This window comes from Poritiphilus flavus, from assembly GCF_009901585.1.
GTDB lineage: Bacteria > Bacteroidota > Bacteroidia > Flavobacteriales > Flavobacteriaceae > Poritiphilus > Poritiphilus flavus.
In genome coordinates, this window is the sequence record NZ_WXYO01000005.1 from 421638 (window position 1) to 441331 (window position 19694).

Here is a 19694-nt window from a genome sequence, read left to right on the forward strand (position 1 = left end):
CCAATAGTGTTTAGAGGGCCAGGGATAGTAATGCTGCCAGTACTCCTCCCAAAACAGGACCAATTACCGGGATCCAGCTATAGCCCCAATCGTTTTGACCTTTAGCTTTAATGGGCAATAAGGCGTGCATAATTCGGGGTCCCAGGTCTCTGGCCGGGTTGATAGCGTAACCCGTTGTTCCGCCCAGGGACAATCCTATGGACCAAACCAGGAATGCCACCGGTAATGCGCCTATGGATCCGAGACCAATAATGGTCTCAGGTTCCCCCATACCGGCATTGGTAAAGTAAAGCACAGTGAAAACCAATACAAAGGTGCCAACCACCTCGCTGAACAGATTTGAGCGGATATTCCGTATGGCGGGTGCCGTACAGAATACGGCCCTTTTTATCTCCTTATCTTCGGTCTCATCAAAGTGATCCCTGTATATTATCCATATTACGAGTGCTCCTAGCATGGCCCCTATAAACTGCGCAAGAATGTACTGAGGTACCAGTTCCCAGGCAAACCTGCCAGCCGCGGCCAGGCCTACCGTAACCGCCGGGTTCAGGTGTGCACCGCTATAGGGCGTGGCCACTACCACCCCTACAAATACCGCGAGGCCCCAGCCCGTAGTTATAACCATCCAGCCACGGTCGTTGGATTTTGTCTTTTCAAGTATAACATTGGCTACAACCCCAAGGCCTAATAAGAGCAGTAAAAAGGTGCCGACGATCTCAGCTATGAAAGGAGACATAGTTTTGGTTTTTTGGTTAGTCTTGTTTGGTCCAGAATTCCAGGGCTGATATGGCTTTATACCATCCGGCAATGCCTTTCTCCATTTCTTCCCTTTCTGCGGTTGGTTTGAATGTCACATCGGTTTGCCATAACTCCCGGATTTCATCCAGGCTTTCCCAGTACCCTACTGCCAGTCCGGCCAGAAATGCAGCGCCCATAACCGTGGTCTCCACGATCTTGGGACGCACTGTGGTGGTGTTCAGTACATCGGCCTGGAACTGCATGAGCATATTGTTCACTGTAGCCCCGCCATCCACCCGGAGTTCCTGGATAGGAATTCCTGAATCAGCCTCCATTGCCTTAACGATGTCCAGGGTCTGGTAGGCTATGGATTCCAGAGCCGCTCTGGCAATATGCGCATCCGTACTTCCACGGGTAAGCCCAAAAATAGTGCCCTGGGCATATTGGTTCCAGTGTGGTGCCCCCAAACCGGCAAATGCCGGGACAAAATAAACGCCTTCCGAGCTGTCAACGGAGCCTGCGAGCTGCTCAACCTCTGAGGAACTTTCAATGATCTTAAGGCTATCCCTTAGCCACTGTACAACAGCACCCGCTATGAAGATGCTTCCTTCAAGCACGTATTCGGCCTTCCCATTTATCTGCCAGGCCACTGATGTAAGCAGGTTATTCTTGGAGACGATCGGTTTATCGCCAATATTCATCAACATAAAACAACCGGTACCATAGGTGTTTTTTACCATTCCCTTTTCGGTACACATCTGTCCGAAAAGTGCCGCTTGCTGGTCTCCGGCAATTCCCGCGATCGGGACACCCGGAGCGAAGAAATCCCCACTGGTGTTTCCGTAATTTTCGCTGGATTGCCTCACCTCTGGCAATATGCTTTTGGGGATATCAAAAAGGGTCAGTAGATCATCGTCCCAGTCCAGGGTATTGATATTAAAAAAGAGGGTTCGGCAAGCATTGGTCACATCTGTGATGTGCAGTTCTCCATGGGTCATTTTCCAGATCAGCCAGGTGTCTATGGTACCCATAAGAAGTTCCCCGGCCTCGGCCCGTTCCCTGGCACCTTCAACATTGTCCAGAATCCACTTAACCTTGGTCCCGGAAAAATAGGCATCTATGACCAGTCCGGTTTTTTCCCGTATCATGTCTGCTTTTCCCGCTTTCTTCAATTCGTCGCAATAGTCCGCGGTACGCTTGTCCTGCCAGACTATCGCATTGTAAACCGGTTCTCCTGAGTTCTTATCCCAGACCACTACGGTTTCCCTTTGATTGGTGATCCCAATCCCTGCGATCTGATCTGTCCCTACACCCTTGTAACTTGCGGCCTCGGCGGCCATACCGGATTGGGTAGCCCAGATCTCCAGAGCATCGTGCTCCACCCATCCGGGTTTCGGAAAGTGTTGGGTAAATTCTTTTTGAGCTGTGGAAACAATTTCTCCGGTTTTGCTGAAAAGTAAAGCACGACAGCTGGTAGTGCCCTGGTCCAGGGCAAGAATGTATTGTTCCATAGGATGAAGCGATTAGTTTGTTATTTCAATGTGATTCGGAATAAATGTAATCGAATTATTTTATACTTCATAATTTGCTTTATTTGTGTAGGATTCGAAACTTTAGAAACTACAAATGATGACCACCTATATTGCCTTGTTAAGAGGAATAAACGTCTCCGGCCAAAAGAAGATCAGGATGCTGGATTTGAAGCACTGCTTTGAGCGTTCCGGCTATTCGGAAGTAACAACATATATCCAGAGTGGGAATGTGGTTTTTAAGGTAAAAAAGTCCGATGTTATCAAAATTGCCGATGATATCCATGACGCGATCCAAACTACCTTTGGGTTTGATGTTCCTGTGGTTGTTCTGGAGGTTGATGAGCTCCGTTCCATACTCGATGTCAATCCATTTTCTGAGGATCCCGAGTTTGAAAATGAAAAGCTCTACTATACCATTCTCAAGAGCGAACCCCAACCGGAAAACCTGGCATCTTTTACTGAAGAGAAATACGAAAATGAGAAGTGCGTGGTCTTGGGAAAATGTGCATATCTGTTTTGTATGAAAGGAGCAGGAAAGGCCAAACTCAATAACAATCTTATCGAAAGGAAATTAAAGGTTCAGGCAACTACGAGAAATCAGCGGACACTGCTCAAATTGCTGGCACTGGCGGAATCGGTCTGAAAGGCACTGGTTTTCAGTTCATCTCCCAGATCTTGTAATTGAGCAGGGTAGCGAAGCAGACCCAAATAAAGTATGGGACAAGTAAATAGGCGGCAGCTTTACTGACCACCTTGAACCACTTTATGGTTGCCAGGATAAGGGTGAGCAGTACCAGTATGGTAAGGAGGGCCCAAAACGGACTTTTCAATCCAAAGAAAACCACGCTCCAAAGTGCATTGAAGATTAGCTGGAAGCCAAAGTAGTACAGCGCGGTCTTTACCCAAATGTGATAAAAACCCTTGGCCCAAACCAGTCCGGCTGCTATGCCCATCAAAATATAGAGCACGGTCCAAACCGGGGCAAAGATCCAGTTCGGGGGGTTAAACTCCGGTTTGTTAAGTGTCAGATACCAGTCGTTCACAGAGCTTTGCGTTGCAAAACTGGACAAGAACCCGATGAGCAGGCAAATGCCTACCGCTATGGTGATATGTAATAATGGCTTCTTCAAGAAATCAATGCAAGTAAACTAAAATAGCAATTTATTTTATTTGAGACCATAGCCATCGTCCTTAAAAGTTATCTTTGCGCAAATTGAAAGCAATGACAGAAAGAGATTTTGTCCCTTCCACCTATACGGAAAAAAAAGCGGAAGGAAAATCTACCTGGAAATCGCCCAGCAATATCGCCCTGGTAAAATACTGGGGTAAAAAAGAAAATCAAATCCCGGCAAATCCCTCCATCAGTTTTACCCTAGAGCATTGTACAACTACGACCACACTTGAATACAGGCTGTTGGACAAAAAGGCGAAGGACTTTTCCTTTGATCTGTTATTTGAAGGGAAGGAGAAGGAAAGTTTCAAACCAAAAATAACCACCTTTCTATCGAGAATTGAAGCTTACCTGCCCTTTTTAAAGGACTATCATTTTAAAATTTCAACCTCCAATTCCTTTCCGCACAGCAGTGGGATCGCATCTTCCGCAAGTGGGATGTCTGCCCTGGCCCTTTGCCTTATGGATATAGAAAAGGAATTAAATTCCGGCATGAAGGAGGCGGACTACTTCAGGAAAGCTTCTTTTCTGTCCCGCCTGGGATCGGGGAGCGCATGCCGCAGTATTTACGGAGGCCTGGTGACCTGGGGGCAACATCCGCGGATCCCCAATAGTTCGGACCTTTACGGATTGCCTTATAGTTATGACCTTCATCCGGTCTTTCGCAATTATCAGGACACCATTCTGCTGGTACACAAGGGAGAGAAAACGGTAAGCAGTACGGCGGGGCACAACCTGATGCACGGACATTGGTTTGCCAATTCCCGTTTTGAACAGGCCAATGCGAACCTCAGTCGGCTGCAGGAGGTTTTCAAGACTGGTGACCTGGATAGCTTTATCACTATAGTAGAGAGTGAGGCGCTAACCCTGCACGCCATGATGATGAGCAGTGAACCCTATTTTATTTTGATGAAACCCAATACGCTACATATTATTGAGCGGATTTGGGCGTTTAGAAAGGAGCAGGGAGTTCCGGTTTGTTTCACATTGGATGCAGGAGCTAATGTTCATTTGCTCTTTCCGGAATCCGAAAAAGAGGCTGTAGATCAATTTGTTCAGAATGAGTTAGTTGCTTTTTGCCAAAAGGGGCAGTATATTTGTGATCAAATTGGAATGGGCCCAAAAAATGGCTAAATTGTATTTTTAGAATTAAAGATCAAACATTAAAACAACCCATTTCAATAGCATACTATGAAAGGACCACTGTTTTATTCCAAGATACTGTTATTCGGCGAATACGGTATTATTAAGGATTCCAAGGGGCTATCTATTCCATATAATTTTTTCAAGGGAGCTCTAAAAAAGGACGAGAATGGCGATGAAAAGGCAAAGGAATCCAATGCGGGTTTGCGAAAATTTGCAAAGTACCTGGAACAACTGGAGCAGGATAATCCGGGGCTGGTATCTTTTGATCTGGATTCATTGAGGAAGGATGTTGAAGAAGGGATGTATTTTGACAGTTCCATACCCCAGGGATATGGTATTGGCAGCAGTGGTGCGTTGGTGGCAGCCATCTACGATAAGTATGCCCACAACAAGATCACAGTACTGGAAAATCTGACCCGGGAGAAACTGCTTCGATTGAAAGAGATCTTTGGGAAAATGGAATCTTTCTTTCACGGGAAATCTTCAGGTCTTGATCCTTTGAATAGTTATCTGAGCCTTCCAATCCTTATCAATTCTAAGGACAATATTGAATCTACAAGTATTCCGTCTCAAAATACCCGTGGCAAGGGGGCAGTATTCCTTTTAGACAGCGGTTCCAGCGGAGAAACAGCGCCGATGGTCCAAATCTTTATGGAGAAAATGAAACAGGAAGGCTTTCGCAAGGTGTTGAAGGATCAGTTTATAAAACACACGGACGCTTGTGTGGAGGATTTTATCAACGGAAATGTAAAATCCCTCTTCGGTAACCTGAAGCAACTTTCCCATGTGGTTTTAGACAACTTCAAGCCCATGATCCCTAAAGAGTTCCACAAACTTTGGAAACACGGTATTGATTCTAACGACTACTATCTGAAACTCTGCGGTTCTGGCGGAGGTGGTTACATTCTCGGCTTTACAGAGGATATCGAAAAAGCAAAAAAAGCACTAAAAGGGTATAACTTGGAGGTGGTTTATAACTTCTAAAACCACCCTATGCTTAGCAGAAAGAATAAGCTACTGCTATTAAAATCCCTGAGCCTTTTTTCAATCGTAAGGGGCTACAACATCCTGATGATCGCCCTGGCCCAGTACCTGGCTTCCATCTATATTCTTGGGCATCAGCTACCCCTTAGAAAGGTGGTTTTCGACCTGAATTTGTTCATCATAGTATTGTCTTCAGCCCTGGTGATCGCTGCGGGTTATATCATAAATAGCTTTTACGATTCTGAAAAGGACCTGATCAATAAACCGAGAAAAAGTATGCTGGACCGATTGGTGAGTCAACGCACCAAATTATCTGCCTATTTTGTGCTGAATTTTGTATCCGTATTGTTTGCCAGTTATGTTTCTTTCAGGGCGGTACTCTTCTTTTCTGCCTATATTTTTGGCATTTGGTTTTATTCGCATAAACTAAAGCGGATCCCCTTTTTGGGGAACCTGGTTTCGGCCACCCTGGCTATCTCTCCTTTTTTTGCCGTATTCGTGTATTACAAGAATTTTGAGGCGGTGATCTTTGTGCACGCCATGTTCCTCTTCCTGCTAATCCTTGCCCGGGAAATGATCAAGGATATGGAAAATATGGCTGGGGATATGGCACAGAATTACAAAACAGTACCCATCCTTTACGGGGCAAAGTACTCCAAGATATGTATCAGTTTGCTGGTGGCCATTACATTGCTACCCGCACTGCTTTTGATCTACTATTTCGATGTGGGTTATATGTTCCTGTATTTTATCGGCAGTATCATTTTGCTGATCCTTTTCCTGGTATTACTGTGGAAATCCAAAAGCAAGAAACACTATGTTTGGCTGCATAACATATTGAAGTTTATCATCATCGTCGGGGTTTTCAGTATTCTTCTGATCGATATTAACCTCGTCCTAAACCGTATAATATGATGGAAAATACCCTGAAAGTAGGCCTGGCACAAATTGCTCCGGTTTGGCTCAACAAAAAAGACACTCTGGAAAAAATAAAAAATACCATTGAGGAGGCCGGAAAAGCGGGTACAGAACTCCTGGTTTTTGGGGAGGCTTTCCTTCCGGGCTATCCTTTTTGGCTGGCCTATACGGATGGAGCTGCCTGGGACCTGAAAATAAACAAGGAGATCCACAGGCATTATACCCGGAATGCCATTCAGATAGAGGCCGGTGATCTTGACCCGATTCTCAAGCTTGCGGCACAAAACGGTCTTGCCATTTATTTAGGGGCTATGGAGAGGGCAAAGGACCGGGGAGGCCACAGCCTGTACTGCTCCCTGATCTACATAGATGAAACGGGAGAGATAAGGTCCGTACACCGAAAATTACAGCCCACTTACGACGAAAGACTAACCTGGGCCCCAGGAGATGGTCACGGCCTTAGGGTACACCCTCTAAAGCAATTTACAGTAGGAGGACTCAATTGCTGGGAGAACTGGATGCCACTTGCACGGGCAGCGCTTTATGGACAGGGAGAAAACCTGCATGTTGCGGTATGGCCGGGAAATGAGAACAATACCAAGGACATCACGAGGTTTATTGCCAGAGAAGCAAGAAGTTATGTGATTTCGGTGTCCTCCTTGATGAAAACTTCGGATTTTCCCGGGGATACTCCACATTTGGATGCCATTCTCCAAAAAGCCCCGGAGATCTTGGGTAATGGAGGATCTTGTATTGCCGGTCCGGACGGGGAATGGATCATAGAACCTCAGCTGAACAAGGAAGGACTTATCTATGCCGAACTGGATTTTAACCGGGTGCTGGAGGAACGTCAGAATTTTGATCCCGTCGGGCACTACTCACGCCCGGATGTTACCCATTTGTCCGTCAACCGCGAAAGACAGTCTACCGTATCCTTTGAGGACTAAAATTTTAAGCCTGCCGTAGGGCTCAGGGCATCCATTTGTGTACCTTTGCCAAAATTTAATTCATGCGTAAGCCCAGGCAGCAAAGCCATAGAAGTAAAGCAGGAAAACCCGGGGGGAAATTCCAGAAAAAAGGAGGGCCTCAAAAGAGTGCTCCCAAGAGAAGTTCCGCTAAAACAGGCGGAACAGCATCCGGATTGATCCGGCTAAACAAGTACGTGGCCAATTCAGGAGTTTGCTCCAGAAGGGAGGCGGATGTTTATATCGCCGCCGGGAATGTTACGGTTAATGGGAAGCCGATTACCGAAATGGGCTACAAGGTGAAAACCGGAGATGAGGTAAGGTTTGACGGCCGTTTGCTCAATCCTGAGAAAAAAGAGTATGTCTTGCTGAATAAACCTAAGAACTTCATCACTACGACCAGTGATGAGAGAGGCAGGCGTACGGTAATGGAACTGATCTCCAATGCGTCCAGGGCCAGGCTTGTTCCTGTAGGCAGACTGGATCGCAATACTACCGGCCTGTTGCTTTTTACCAACGATGGCGACCTGGCCAAAAAACTAACACATCCAAAACACGGGGTTCGAAAGATATATCACGTAGAACTGAATAAAAACCTCAAGGCGGATGATCTGCGGAAGATCAAGACCGGCTTGGAATTGGAAGACGGCCCGGTACTGGTAGATGATGCCAGTTATATTGATAATGCCCCTAAGCGCGAGGTTGGGATCAAGATCCATAGCGGTAGAAACCGTATTGTAAGGCGGATCTTTGAACACCTTGGCTACGACGTGGTTAAGTTGGATCGTGTGGTATTTGCAGGTCTGACAAAGAAAGACCTACCCCGCGGTCATTGGCGCTATCTCACCAAAGAAGAAGTCATCCATTTAGGGATGATCCAATAAGACCGATTTCCGCGAGCGCATCCCATTAATAGCCTATTCGAATATTGCTACAGCCCTTACGGGCGATCCCGTTCCTCCTCGGATCCGCAATGGGAATCCAATAAACCGGAAACGACCCCTACCTATCAGGAGATGTAGATTGATGAGGTTTTCATAATGGGTAAATCCCAGGTCCCCGCAAATATGATGTACTTCCTTGTTGGTTTTCCCCACAATGCCTGGCGCCATGGTCTCCACGCCGAAAGCCGCGATTTTCTGTTCCCCGAACCATAGCGCAACCTCAGTGTCTATCCCCGGACCTATGGGCCAGTTTTCCGTACCATAAGTTTTGCGGTAGTGATCCGTATAAAGCAGCACAGTATCTCCCGCTCGGATTTCCTGGCCCGCGTTTGTAAGGGCTTGCTTTACCTCCTTCAGATTAATAAGTTCTTCCTTTCCCTTATGCGAAAGGTCCAGGCAAATTCCTGGTGTATAAAAGGTACTAAGGGGCATGCTGTCTATGGATTGACCCCTTAATTCTCGCTTCATATGATTCATGCCATCTACATGGGTGCCGGTATGCTCTCCGAGCTCCAGTTTAAAGACCGATGGGGAAACGACGGAGCTATTTTTTATACCCTCCCATTCTTCGTGGGAGGCGTGCATATTGATGCGCACTTCTGGCATACCTTTGTAAACAGGCATACCGGAAAACAATTCCTGGCTTAGGTCTATTATTTCAACCATCTTAATGAAAAGCTGGGATAAAGATAGGCAAGGCCGCCTGTACTATGAAATTTGCTGCATCTTGGCGCGAATCTCATTCAAACAAAGCTTTCCAATGCTTCCGGAGTGGGTATGATCGAGATCTTTCCGTGGCTTGAAGGTCCCCTTTTCAATTTCCTCCCCCATTTTTTTGTAAGCATCCCTAAATGGCATTCCGTCACCTACCAGGCCGTTAAGGGTATCAACGCTAAAGAGGTAGTCGTATTTTGGATCGTCCAGAATGCTTGTGTTTACGCGTACCTCTTTTAGACTGAATCGCATGAATTCCAGACAGGCCTTTAATTCTTCTATTGCCGGCATGATAACGGCCTTCACCAACTGCAGATCCCGGTGATATCCGCTGGGCAGATTAGTGGTGATCATTGTGAGTTCGTTAGGTACGGCTTGCAGACGATTACACTTGGCCCGGATCAATTCAAAAACATCCGGGTTCTTTTTGTGAGGCATAATGCTGCTCCCGGTGGTCAATTCATCAGGGAAGGAGATAAAATCAAAATTCTGGCTCATATACAGGCAGATATCCATGGCCAGTTTGGCGACAGTGCCTGCTACCGAAGCTATTCCTATAGCTGCGGCCTTTTCTACCTTGCCCCGGCCCATTTGAGCGGCCACTACGTTGTACTTCAGGGTTTTGAAACCCATCTCAGCCGTGGTGAGTTCCCTGTCAATAGGAAAGGAACTACCGTATCCGGCAGCGCTTCCCAGCGGGTTCTGATCGGTTATTTTATAAGCGGCTTCAAGCAGATAAAGATCGTCTATCAGACTTTCGGCATAGGCTGAAAACCAGAGCCCAAAGGAGGAGGGCATGGCTATTTGCAGGTGGGTATAGCCGGGTAATAGTACCTCCTGGTGCTTTTCGGCAAGGGTCATGAGCAGATCAAAAAGGGCTTTTACATCTCCCTTTACCTCGCTCAATTCATCCTTGAGATAAAGCTGCATGGCCACCAGTACCTGGTCGTTCCTGGAACGGGCCGTATGAATTTTTTTCCCGGGATCTCCCAGGGCCTCAGTAAGCAGGAATTCGATTTTAGAATGCATATCCTCAAAGCTTTCTTCGATGCTGAAATTGCCTTCTTCGATGCTTTTCGCGATCTGTTCCAGTTCCTTGATGAGGCTGGCGGATTCCTGCTCAGGGATCAGGCCGGTCTGCCCGAGCATTTTGGCATGTGCTTTAGAGGCGATCACGTCGTACTTTGCCAGGACGAGGTCTAATTCACGGTCGTTACCCACCGTGAAACGGTCTATTTTCTGATCTGTGCTAAATCCTTTATCCCAGAGTTTCATATCGCTAACTACTTATTCCTGATGTGCATCAGGACTGATTAATGTTTTGTGATCCCATTGTCTTTCCCCGGCCTATTTTCCCTTTAAGAACCGATCCAGGATCTCAATATAAAGGGAAATTCCTTCACTGATCTCTTCCAAATAGATAAATTCGTCTGCTGAATGCGAGCGTGTGCTGTCTCCGGGCCCTAATTTCAGGGAAGGGCAGCTTAATGCCGCCTGATCCGAAAGCGTTGGAGATCCGTAGGTTGACCTTCCCAAAGCTATTCCTGATTCTACCAACGGATGATCCTTATCAATCGATGATGAATTGAGGCGAAGGGAACGAGCTTTCAGATCACAAGGGGCTGAAGCCATCAAAAGATCCGCGATTTCCCGGTTGCTGTAGCAATCGTTGACCCGTACATCTATCACCAAATCCACCTTTGCTGGTACCACATTGTGCTGGCTTCCCCCGTTTATCTGCGTTACCGTTAACTTTACCTCACCAAGAACTTCCGAGACCTTTTCGAATTTATAGTTTTTAAACCATTCCAATGCCTCAATAGTGTTGTAAATGGAGTTGTTGTCATTGGGGTGAGCTGCATGAGAGGGAGTGCCCGTCACTTCGGCGTCAAAGATAACCAGGCCCTTTTCCGCTATCGCTAATTGCATCAGCGTTGGTTCCCCTACGATAGCCACGTCAATATGAGGTAATATGGCCAGCATGCTGTTCAGGCCGTTAGGCCCGGAACTTTCCTCTTCTGCTGAGGCAACTATGATCAGGTTGTGGGTCAGGTTTTTGGCCTCGTAAAAGTAGACGAAAGTAGCTAAGAGGGAAACCAGGCAGCCACCCGCATCATTACTGCCCAAACCGAAGAGTTTCCCATCTGAGGTTATCGGCTCAAAAGGGTCTAGCGTATATCCTGCATTGGGCTTTACGGTATCATGGTGCGAGTTGAGCAGCAGATTAGGCTTATTCTCGTCATAGTATTTGTTGAAGGCGTATATATTGTTGTTTTCCTGTTTGAACGGAATGTTGAATTCGTTGAGCCAGCTGGCGATCAAAGCGGCGGTAGGTCCTTCTTCCGACGAAAAGGAGGGTGTGCCAATCAGTTGTTTCAACAGCTCAACAGCTTTATCGGTAAGCAATTCTTTTGTTTTCATAGGGTAACAGTGGTGAATAATTGAGCATTGGGCTTCAGCATTTCCAGGTTGCCAATACAAACCGTTTGCACTCCGTGCTCCAGGGCGTGGAAGCAGTTGTGTAATTTAGGCAGCATTCCGTTAGCAATGACTTTATCTTTAAGCAGTTGGGGGTAATTTTCCTGATCAATATGTTGTATGACGGAACTTTCATCTTCCACATTACTCAGCACTCCTGGCTTTTCGAAGCAGTAATATAGGGTAACATCGTAATTCGGGCTCATCCCGATTCCCAGTTCTGCGGCTATGGTATCCGCATTGGTATTCAGCATCTGACCCTTTCCATCGTGGGTGAGGGCACAGAAGACAGGAGCGAAACCGGCTTCCAACAGTTTTCCGATGGCCTCCCCGTTGACGGATGAAACATCTCCGGCAAAACCGTAATCAATCTCCTTAACCGGCCTTTTGTAAGCAGTAATGGCATTGGCATCCGCACCACTTAGTCCGATAGCGTTACAATCCAGGGCCTGTAATCCGGCCACCAGCTTCTTATTCAGCAGGCCGGCATATACCATAACTACAACCTCCAGGCCTTTGGCGTCCGTGATCCTTCTCCCATTTACCAATTTAGCTGGTATACCCATTCTTTCGCTGATCTCAGTGGCCCTTTTTCCACCTCCGTGTACCAGGATCTTGGGTGATGGAAGCTGAGAAAACAAACTCAGAAAGGTCTTGAGTTCCTCCTGGTTCTCTATGACATTACCTCCTATTTTTACTATGCTTAGCTGGGATCTCATTTTGCTTCCAATAATTTCTTTAATACCAATTGAGCTGAAAAGGTCCGGTTGTTTGCCTGTTCAATCACCAGGGACTGTGGCCCGTCAAGAACGGCATCTTCCACCACCACATTTCGCCTGACCGGCAGGCAATGCATAAATTTCGCTTTGCCCAGCTTAGCGGCTGTAAGCATCCAGCTGGGATCCTGACTCAGTACTTTTCCGTAATCCGAATAGCTACTCCAGTTTTTTACGTAGACGAAATCAGCATCTTTCAAGGCGGCGTCCTGATCGTACTGGATCTGGCAACCTGCTGTGATCTGAGGGTCCAATTCGTAACCTCTTGGGTGGGTAATTACAAATTCCGCATCGTATAATCCCATCATTTGAACAAAAGAGTTGGCAACCGCATGAGGCAGCGCTTTCGGATGTGGGGCCCAGGAAAGTACTACCTTGGGGCGGGACAGGCTGCTGTGTTCTGCAATGGTGATCGCATCCGCAAGAGCCTGCAAGGGATGACTAAGAGGGCTTTCAAGATTAACTATAGGCACTCCGGCATATTTAGCAAAACCATTTAAAACCATTTCCGCGGCATCTTTTTCTTTATCCTTAAGTTGGGCAAAAGCCCGAATACCAATGATATCACAATACTGGGAAACCACAGGCGCGGCTTCGCGTATGTGTTCCGCGCTGTCGCCATTCATAATGGTACCATCGGCAAATTCCAAAGACCAGCCTTCGTTACCAAAATTCATTACCATGACTTCCATTCCCAGGTTGCTCGCTGCCTTTTGACTGCTAAGCCTGGTCCGCAGGCTATTGTTAAAAAAAAGCAGGCCAAGGGTCTTTCTTTTTCCCAAACTCAAAAACTTGTCCGGAGTCTCTTTCATTGCCCTGGCCTCCCTGATCCAATCCGGCAGGGATTCAATGTCATTTACGGATAAATAATGCTGCATCATAGTTCTTTTTTAAGGGCGCTTAAAAAATGGTCAATATGCGTTTTCTCTATATTCAGTGGGGGTAGTATCCTCAAAACATGGCGGTCCTTAGACCCTCCGGTGAATATCTGCTGATTAAAGATCAGTCGCTTGCGGAGATCAGCAACATCAAAATCGAACTCCAGTCCAAGCATGAGTCCTTTCCCTTTGATCTTTCGTAAGCCCGACAGACTTTTAGCTTTTTCCCGGAAGTATTGACCCATTTCTCCTGCGTTTGAGATGAGGTTTTCCGATTCAATCACCTCAAGTACTGAAAGGGCTGCTGCGCAGGCCAGATGGTTTCCTCCAAAGGTTGTACCCAGCAGGCCATAAGACGCCTGGAATTTGTTGTGGATCAAAACGCCACCAACGGGAAAACCATTACCCATCCCTTTGGCCAGACTGATGATATCCGGACTTACCTCATGATGCTGAAAGGCGAAGAACTTCCCACTTCGTCCATAACCCGACTGTACTTCATCCGCAATAAGTACCACTCCCATTTCCGTACACAGTGCTCTCAATTGCCGGTAGAATTCCGTGCTGGGTTGGTCCAGCCCACCTACTCCCTGAATGGCCTCCAGGATCACTGCGCAAACATCGCCTTTTTCCAATTCAGCCTTAAGGGTTTCCGCATCGTTTAGTGCAAGAAAACTCACCTTTTGTTGCTTGTTGATCGGGGCGTTGATCTTCTCGTTATCCGTTGCAGCCACCGCAGCTGAGGTTCTTCCGTGAAACCCATTTTTGAAGGCAATTACCCTGGATTTCCCGGTATGGAAAGAAGCCAGTTTTAAGGCATTCTCGTTGGCTTCTGCCCCGGAGTTACAGAGAAACAGGCTATAGTTCTCACAGCCGGACATTCTTCCCAGCTTTTCGGCCAATTGTTCTTGTAATGGATTGATCACGGAATTGCTGTAGAACCCGATCTTTTCCAGTTGCTCTTTAATCCGGCTAACGTAGTGAGGGTGGGAATGCCCGATCGAGATCACGGCATGGCCTCCGTAAAGATCCATGTATTCCTTTCCCTGGCTGTCTGTTACCATCAGACCACGGGCAGATACGGGAACCACATCGTATAAGGGGTAAACATCAAAAAGCTTCATAGTTTTATTGTTTCCGCTAATCTCAACAGCTGATGAGTTGCTCATTCTCTTCTAGTTTTTGGTTTTAAACTCACTGATCTTCTCAAATGAAGCTACAATTCCCCTGATAAGCGAGGAACTGAGGCCCTGGTGCTCCATCTCGTTCAGACCTTGTATCGTACAACCCATGGGCGTAGTTACTTTATCGATCTCTTCTTCAGGGTGGTTGCCGGACTCGATCAGCAAGGAAGCGGCGCCATTACAAGTGTGCATAGCCAGTTCCTGTGCTTCGCGGGCATCAAAACCAAGCTGGATGGCACCCTGGGTAGTAGCCCGGATCAATCGCATCCAAAAAGCGATCCCACTGGCGCAGATCACTGTGGCCGCCTGCATTTGCTCTTCCGGGATCTCCAGAGAGTGTCCCATCCTGTTAAAAATGGCCTTGGCGAGGTCTATACGTTTCCTGCCCGCATCATTACTGCAGATACAGGTCATAGACCGCCCTACGGAAATAGCCGTATTGGGCATACTTCGGATAATGAATTTGTCCTTCCCCAATATGGACTCCATTTTGGAAATGCTAAAGCCGGTAATGGTAGAGATTACCACATGTTTTTCCGTAAGCAGGTCTTTTACGTCCTCAAGTATCGCGGCAAAATGGCCCGGCTGCACCGCGAAGATCAACACGTCTGATTTTTTTACGGCTTCCAGGTTATCCGATGTGACTACCACATTCCCGTATTTTTCGTAATCTTTAATGCTGTCCGTGTTCCTTTTGGTAAGGTACATGGTAGTGGCCCCATTGCTGTGCAATATCCCCTTGGCTATGGATAGTCCCAGGTTTCCGGCTCCGATGATCGCTATTTTCATAATATGTTGTTGATTCGTTATTTGATTAATGAAGGGATTACTTATTGGGATTTAAAATATGCTCGCTTTAAGTTCCAGCCCGGTTTTTTCCGGATATCCGAACATCAGGTTCATGTTTTGAACCGCCTGGCCGGAAGCGCCCTTTAGCAAGTTGTCTATGGCAGAGGTTACCAGCAGTGTATTCCCGTGCTTGTGCAAGTGCAGATGGCACTGATTGGTATTGACCACTTGTTTCAGGTAAATCGGGTCTTCTGTGATCTGTGTAAAAGCTGCCTCCTCATAGAAATCAGAAAACAGTTGCCCTGCTTCTTCTAAGGTTCCTTCAAATTGGGTATAGGCTGTTGCCAGAATGCCTCTGCTAAAGTTTCCTCTCATTGGTAAAAAGAAGAGTTCCCCGATCTGCTGATCAAAAGAGTTAAGGCTTTCACTTATCTCACCTAAGTGCTGGTGGGTAAATGGCTTGTACCAGGAGGCATTATTGTTTCGCCAGCTGAAATGGGTGGTGGCTGATGGGCGTACCCCGGCTCCGGTGCTACCTGTAACTGCATTTATATGTACATCCTTGTTTAGCAGACCTTGTTTGGCAAGCGGTAATAAGGCCAGTTGAATGGCCGTGGCAAAGCAACCGGGATTTGCGATGAATTTCGATTCGCGGATGGCATCGAGTTTGAGTTCAGGCAGACCGTAAACAAATTGCATACCTTCAAATGAGGCATCATCAGCCAGCCTGAAGTCGTTACTGAGGTCTATGATCTTGGTGTGTTCTGCAAAATCATGGGACCTCAGGAATTCGGAAGAGTTCCCATGGCCGAGACATAGAAAGATCAGGTCCGCTTCAGTATTTACCTTATCGCTGAAGAGCATATCCGTAATACCCGTCAGGTCCGGATGTGCGCTACTCAAACTTTTGCCGGCCCTTGTGGTGCTAAATACAAAATCAATTTCAGCCTGTGGATGCCCCAGCAGCAATCTGATCAACTCTCCCCCGGTATAACCTGAACCGCCTATAATACCTGCTTTAATCATGGGATTGGTTTACATGGTTGGCGATTTTCCCCTGGTTAGACAGGATCTTGATAAAGCCTTTGGCATCATCGGCGCTCCAGCCTTTGTTCATCTCTCCGTAGCTTCCGAAAGAGGCATTCATAAGGTCGTGTTCGGATTGTATACCATCTAGCTGGAACCTGTAGGGGTAAAGGGTAACAAATACCTCGCCGGATACATGTTTTTGAGTATCCTCCAAAAAAGCCTCAATATTCCGCATAACCTCATCCAGGTAATTGCCTTCGTGAAGCAACATCCCATAGAAATTGCCGAGTTGTTCTTTCTGGTATTGCTGCCATTTGCTCAGGGTGTGTTTCTCCAGCAAATGATGCGCTTTTATAATGATAAGCGGAGCCGCGGCTTCAAAACCTACCCTCCCTTTAATTCCGATTATGGTATCTCCTACATGAATGTCCCGGCCGATGGCGTAAGAAGCCGCCAGGGAATTCAGTTTCTCAATATTGTTTACCGGGCTATCCTCTACACCGTCCAGAGCTACAAATTCCCCGTTTTTGAACTGCAGGGTCAACTGTACGGGCTCCTTCCTTTCTAACTGGCTGGGGTAGGCAGATTCCGGCAATGGCAGGTTGGAGGTAAGGGTTTCATCTCCTCCGACAGAGGTGCCCCAAAGTCCCTGGTTAATGGAGTATTTCGCTTTTTCCCAGGAATAGGCTATCCCGTTCTCTTTTAAATAGGCAATTTCGGTTTCCCTGGAGAGTTTCTGGTCCCGGATAGGGGTAATGATCTCGATTTCAGGAGCAATGATCTGGAAGATCATATCAAATCTAACCTGGTCGTTGCCGGCACCAGTACTGCCGTGGGCTATGGCTGATGCACCAATTTTTTTAGCGTATTTTACGATTTCCAGGGCCTGAACGATCCTTTCCGCGCTTACGGACAAGGGATAGGTATTGTTCCTTAGAACATTTCCGAAGATCAGGTACTTAACCACGCTTTCATAAAAGGTTTGTACCGCGTCCAGGGAGACATAAGAACTGGCACCAAGCTGTAGGGCCTTTTCTTCAATTACCGCAATCTCTTCTTTGGAGAATCCCCCGGTATTAACGCTTACAGCGTGTACCTCGAACCCCTTTTCTTTTGAGAGGTATCTGGCGCAATAGGAAGTGTCAAGGCCACCGCTATAGGCTAGAACTAATTTTTTCATTTGGCTTTCTTTTTAAGGAACAACTGTTCCTTGATACTTTTTAATCTTTTGAAGGCTTTGCTGTTCACCTTGTCTTTTTTGATTTTCGTTTTGTCGCTGGGGTCGTATAACATGCCGGTACACAAGCACATCTTTTGTTCGGTCCGTGTAAGGACGTCAAAATTCTTGCAGGTCTGGCAGCCTGTCCAGAAGTCAGGATCATTGGTCAGTTCCGAAAAAGTAACTGGTTTGTAGCCGAGTTCGTAATTCATTTTCATCACGGCAAGGCCGGTGGTGATCCCGAATATTTTAGCATCCGGGAACTTTTTCCTGGAGAGTTCAAAAATGGCCTTTTTGATCTTTTTGGCCAGTCCCTGATTTCGGTAATCCGGATGTACTATCAAGCCGGAATTGGCGACGAATTTCTTATGCCCCCATACCTCGATATAACAGAAACCCGCAAAATTCTCCTCATCCAATGCGATGACGGCGTTGCCGTTAACGAGTCGTTTTATGATATAATCGGCGGACCTTTGTGCTATACCGGTACCGCGGACCTTCGCAGATTCGCTTATGGTATCGCTTATGATCTGAGCGTACTTTATATGTGATTCGTTAGCAATAACAATGTTCATTGCTTAAATATTTAAACTGAAAACTGAAAATTTGAAACTAAGAGCTAAGTGAAAATTGCGGAAATGGACTCACCTATTTCCAATACCAGGATACACCCTTACGGGCGGCGGCGGAAGGGTACAAAAGCAGGTGCTGGCACTAATGCCGGAAGTAAATCTAAAATGTGCGCTTCTGTTTTCATTATCGGTCAAATGTACAAATTAAATTGAAATAGCCTGTTTTGCGCTTTAATTTTTGCGAAATAGCAATTTTTGGCCTCTCAACCTGATAATTTCGTAGAGTAAAATTCCAAACACAACAAAATATTCAATAAACAGTAAACCCAGGTTTTCACGAAAATCAGGGTTGGAATAGGCAGAATAACTCAATATGATCACGGCCGACCAGAAGATCGGAAATCGAAATTCCGTAAAAATGGCCAATACGATAAGGAAAATAATATACCAGGGATGTACGGTAGCTGAAAGGAAGAAATGCAGCGCCAGAACAAACAACATGGACGTAATAAGGATCTGCAACTTTTGATTCTTCCTCAGAAAGCTAATGATCAGTACGGTGAGAATTACCAGTAGCGGAGTAACCTTACCATAGCTTTTGATAAGTTCCCAGGGCTTAGCCTCAAACTGCAGGCCCACCTTTTTCACCGCATTGTATATCCCGGCATTGAATTCAAAGTTCGAAAACCAAAGTGTTATGGTATCCGAATAATTGGCCAGAAACGCCGGATCGTAAAAGGGGACAAAAGTGAGCAGAATAACCAGTCCGATAATTCCATAGAACAAAAAACTCCTTTTCCAGGGAAAATGCTTGAGGAAAAGCGGGAGAAATATTAGCGGAACCAGTTTTATCGAAATGGAAAGTGCATAGACCACTGCCGCCCAGGCCCACTGTTTAACGGAAAGCAGGTGAAGCGCCCAAACGAAGAAAAAGAGCATGACCCCTTCAAAATGCAGGTTTCCTGTGAGTTCAATGATCACCAGCGGATTCAGAAAATACCAAAAGATCAGGTGAGGAGAACGATTTAGGTGCTTTAGCAACTGCCTGCCGAAGAAAAAGATGCCCACATCTGCCAAAATGATCAGGCTGCGCATGGCGATGACGGTCCCTAAAATGGTTTTCCCACCCAAAAGGGTACAGATATAAAAAAAGAACTGATTAAGGGGAGGGTAGTTGCTGTAATGCCTGGCGCTCAACTCTCCCATTCCCGAGTGTAAGGCGTCCGCGTTTGCAAGGAGGAATTCCGGATCGCTTATGAGTTCATCAGGGAGGAAGAGATAGGGATTTACTCCAATGCCGAGCAGTTCTCCATCCCATATGAACCGATAAAAGTCTTGAGAAAGGTTTGGAATAGCCAGGAGGAAAACCAGTCTAAAGAGGATGCCTACCAGCAGCAAAAACCTGAAATTCCATTTCTGGAACTGTATCAGCTTAAAACAAAAAAAGAACAGCACTGCAAACAGGCCGATCATTTTCATGAACTCTGTGCGGACCAGGTCGTAAGCAAATACCGCATATAGCAGGCCACTTGCCAAGGCCAGGACCATGGAAAGCCTGTGAAGCTTCCAGAATATAAGTATACGGTTTTGCACTGTTCACTAAGGTTAGGTCAGTGCAAATAACAGAAAAATAGAGAGAATTACCTATTGTGGCATC

Annotated in this window: 20 protein-coding genes; 6 read left to right on the plus strand and 14 right to left on the minus strand. The window is 46.5% G+C overall.

The genetic code is table 11. The features are described from left to right. Positions 1–10 precede the first annotated feature (10 nt). Complete coding sequence (locus tag GTQ38_RS12120; RefSeq protein WP_161435789.1) at positions 11–736, minus strand: MIP/aquaporin family protein; 726 nt, start codon at positions 734–736, stop codon at positions 11–13. A 16-nt stretch (positions 737–752) separates the two neighbouring features. Beyond that, positions 753–2249 carry a glycerol kinase GlpK gene (glpK, locus tag GTQ38_RS12125; RefSeq protein ID WP_161435790.1) on the minus strand — a complete coding sequence of 499 codons (1497 nt, stop codon included), beginning with the start codon at positions 2247–2249 and terminating at the stop codon, positions 753–755. Positions 2250–2364: 115 nt separating this feature from the next. Here glpK and GTQ38_RS12130 point away from each other — a divergent pair, with 115 nt between their 5' ends. Further along, positions 2365–2913, plus strand: coding sequence for a DUF1697 domain-containing protein (locus tag GTQ38_RS12130; protein WP_161435792.1), 549 nt, complete (start codon positions 2365–2367; stop codon positions 2911–2913). A gap of 13 nt (positions 2914–2926) precedes the next feature. Here GTQ38_RS12130 and GTQ38_RS12135 read toward each other — a convergent pair whose 3' ends face one another. Beyond that, on the minus strand, positions 2927–3400 hold the full coding sequence (locus GTQ38_RS12135; RefSeq protein ID WP_161435793.1) for a TspO/MBR family protein: 474 nt from the start codon (positions 3398–3400) through the stop codon (positions 2927–2929). 92 nt (positions 3401–3492) lie between these two features. Here GTQ38_RS12135 and GTQ38_RS12140 point away from each other — a divergent pair, with 92 nt between their 5' ends. The 5 genes from GTQ38_RS12140 to GTQ38_RS12160 all read left to right on the plus strand — a co-directional run bounded on the left by GTQ38_RS12140 (position 3493) and on the right by GTQ38_RS12160 (position 8338). Continuing rightward, positions 3493–4575 (plus strand): diphosphomevalonate/mevalonate 3,5-bisphosphate decarboxylase family protein, encoded by a 1083-nt coding sequence (locus tag GTQ38_RS12140; RefSeq protein WP_161435794.1) that lies wholly within the window; start codon positions 3493–3495, stop codon positions 4573–4575. Positions 4576–4632: 57 nt separating this feature from the next. After that, positions 4633–5571, plus strand: a complete 939-nt coding sequence (locus GTQ38_RS12145; protein WP_161435795.1) for a mevalonate kinase family protein — start codon at positions 4633–4635, stop codon at positions 5569–5571. Between the two features lie 9 nt (positions 5572–5580). Next, entirely contained in the window at positions 5581–6486 is a 906-nt protein-coding gene (locus GTQ38_RS12150; protein WP_161435796.1) for a geranylgeranylglycerol-phosphate geranylgeranyltransferase, read from the plus strand. After that, a complete protein-coding gene (locus tag GTQ38_RS12155) occupies positions 6486–7436 on the plus strand; it encodes a carbon-nitrogen hydrolase family protein (protein ID WP_161435937.1) in 951 nt (316 codons plus the stop codon). Before GTQ38_RS12150 ends, GTQ38_RS12155 begins: the two co-directional genes overlap by 1 nt. 62 nt (positions 7437–7498) lie before the next feature. Beyond that, positions 7499–8338: a pseudouridine synthase gene (locus GTQ38_RS12160; protein ID WP_161435797.1), complete on the plus strand. Its 840-nt coding sequence runs from the start codon at positions 7499–7501 to the stop codon at positions 8336–8338. Between the two features lie 33 nt (positions 8339–8371). Here GTQ38_RS12160 and GTQ38_RS12165 read toward each other — a convergent pair whose 3' ends face one another. The 11 genes from GTQ38_RS12165 to GTQ38_RS12215 form a co-directional block, all read right to left on the minus strand. Continuing rightward, positions 8372–9064 (minus strand): cyclase family protein, encoded by a 693-nt coding sequence (locus GTQ38_RS12165; RefSeq protein ID WP_161435798.1) that lies wholly within the window; start codon positions 9062–9064, stop codon positions 8372–8374. 42 nt (positions 9065–9106) lie between these two features. Beyond that, a complete protein-coding gene (gene argH, locus GTQ38_RS12170) occupies positions 9107–10387 on the minus strand; it encodes an argininosuccinate lyase (protein WP_161435799.1) in 1281 nt (426 codons plus the stop codon). A 72-nt stretch (positions 10388–10459) separates the two neighbouring features. Then, the gene (locus GTQ38_RS12175; protein ID WP_161435800.1) at positions 10460–11533 is read right to left on the minus strand and encodes a M20 family metallo-hydrolase; all 1074 of its coding nucleotides are present in this window, start codon (positions 11531–11533) and stop codon (positions 10460–10462) included. Next, positions 11530–12309 (minus strand): acetylglutamate kinase, encoded by a 780-nt coding sequence (gene argB / locus GTQ38_RS12180; RefSeq protein WP_161435801.1) that lies wholly within the window; start codon positions 12307–12309, stop codon positions 11530–11532. Before argB ends, GTQ38_RS12175 begins: the two co-directional genes overlap by 4 nt. Continuing rightward, on the minus strand, positions 12306–13244 hold the full coding sequence (locus GTQ38_RS12185) for a Rossmann-fold NAD(P)-binding domain-containing protein (protein ID WP_161435938.1): 939 nt from the start codon (positions 13242–13244) through the stop codon (positions 12306–12308). Before GTQ38_RS12185 ends, argB begins: the two co-directional genes overlap by 4 nt. Beyond that, a complete protein-coding gene (locus GTQ38_RS12190; protein ID WP_161435939.1) occupies positions 13244–14368 on the minus strand; it encodes an aspartate aminotransferase family protein in 1125 nt (374 codons plus the stop codon). Before GTQ38_RS12190 ends, GTQ38_RS12185 begins: the two co-directional genes overlap by 1 nt. A gap of 51 nt (positions 14369–14419) precedes the next feature. Beyond that, entirely contained in the window at positions 14420–15217 is a 798-nt protein-coding gene (proC, locus tag GTQ38_RS12195) for a pyrroline-5-carboxylate reductase (protein WP_161435802.1), read from the minus strand. Between the two features lie 51 nt (positions 15218–15268). Beyond that, a complete protein-coding gene (gene argC, locus GTQ38_RS12200; RefSeq protein ID WP_161435803.1) occupies positions 15269–16243 on the minus strand; it encodes an N-acetyl-gamma-glutamyl-phosphate reductase in 975 nt (324 codons plus the stop codon). Next, positions 16236–17426 (minus strand): argininosuccinate synthase, encoded by a 1191-nt coding sequence (gene argG / locus GTQ38_RS12205; protein WP_161435804.1) that lies wholly within the window; start codon positions 17424–17426, stop codon positions 16236–16238. Before argG ends, argC begins: the two co-directional genes overlap by 8 nt. After that, a complete protein-coding gene (locus GTQ38_RS12210) occupies positions 17423–18040 on the minus strand; it encodes a GNAT family N-acetyltransferase (protein ID WP_161435805.1) in 618 nt (205 codons plus the stop codon). Before GTQ38_RS12210 ends, argG begins: the two co-directional genes overlap by 4 nt. Positions 18041–18268: 228 nt before the next feature. Beyond that, positions 18269–19630, minus strand: coding sequence for a mannosyltransferase (locus GTQ38_RS12215; RefSeq protein WP_161435806.1), 1362 nt, complete (start codon positions 19628–19630; stop codon positions 18269–18271). Between the last annotated feature and the right edge of the window lie 64 nt (positions 19631–19694).

Coding starts and splice junctions, on each gene's coding strand:
- GTQ38_RS12120 (WP_161435789.1), bottom strand. CDS start 736: ATGTCTCCTTTCATAGCTGAGATCGTCGGCACCTTTTTACTGCTCTTA.
- glpK (WP_161435790.1), bottom strand. CDS start 2,249: ATGGAACAATACATTCTTGCCCTGGACCAGGGCACTACCAGCTGTCGT.
- GTQ38_RS12130 (WP_161435792.1), top strand. CDS start 2,365: ATGATGACCACCTATATTGCCTTGTTAAGAGGAATAAACGTCTCCGGC.
- GTQ38_RS12140 (WP_161435794.1), top strand. CDS start 3,493: ATGACAGAAAGAGATTTTGTCCCTTCCACCTATACGGAAAAAAAAGCG.
- GTQ38_RS12145 (WP_161435795.1), top strand. CDS start 4,633: ATGAAAGGACCACTGTTTTATTCCAAGATACTGTTATTCGGCGAATAC.
- GTQ38_RS12150 (WP_161435796.1), top strand. CDS start 5,581: ATGCTTAGCAGAAAGAATAAGCTACTGCTATTAAAATCCCTGAGCCTT.
- GTQ38_RS12155 (WP_161435937.1), top strand. CDS start 6,486: ATGGAAAATACCCTGAAAGTAGGCCTGGCACAAATTGCTCCGGTTTGG.
- GTQ38_RS12160 (WP_161435797.1), top strand. CDS start 7,499: ATGCGTAAGCCCAGGCAGCAAAGCCATAGAAGTAAAGCAGGAAAACCC.
- GTQ38_RS12165 (WP_161435798.1), bottom strand. CDS start 9,064: ATGGTTGAAATAATAGACCTAAGCCAGGAATTGTTTTCCGGTATGCCT.
- argH (WP_161435799.1), bottom strand. CDS start 10,387: ATGAAACTCTGGGATAAAGGATTTAGCACAGATCAGAAAATAGACCGT.
- GTQ38_RS12175 (WP_161435800.1), bottom strand. CDS start 11,533: ATGAAAACAAAAGAATTGCTTACCGATAAAGCTGTTGAGCTGTTGAAA.
- argB (WP_161435801.1), bottom strand. CDS start 12,309: ATGAGATCCCAGCTAAGCATAGTAAAAATAGGAGGTAATGTCATAGAG.
- GTQ38_RS12185 (WP_161435938.1), bottom strand. CDS start 13,244: ATGCAGCATTATTTATCCGTAAATGACATTGAATCCCTGCCGGATTGG.
- GTQ38_RS12190 (WP_161435939.1), bottom strand. CDS start 14,368: ATGAAGCTTTTTGATGTTTACCCCTTATACGATGTGGTTCCCGTATCT.
- proC (WP_161435802.1), bottom strand. CDS start 15,217: ATGAAAATAGCGATCATCGGAGCCGGAAACCTGGGACTATCCATAGCC.
- argC (WP_161435803.1), bottom strand. CDS start 16,243: ATGATTAAAGCAGGTATTATAGGCGGTTCAGGTTATACCGGGGGAGAG.
- argG (WP_161435804.1), bottom strand. CDS start 17,426: ATGAAAAAATTAGTTCTAGCCTATAGCGGTGGCCTTGACACTTCCTAT.
- GTQ38_RS12210 (WP_161435805.1), bottom strand. CDS start 18,040: ATGAACATTGTTATTGCTAACGAATCACATATAAAGTACGCTCAGATC.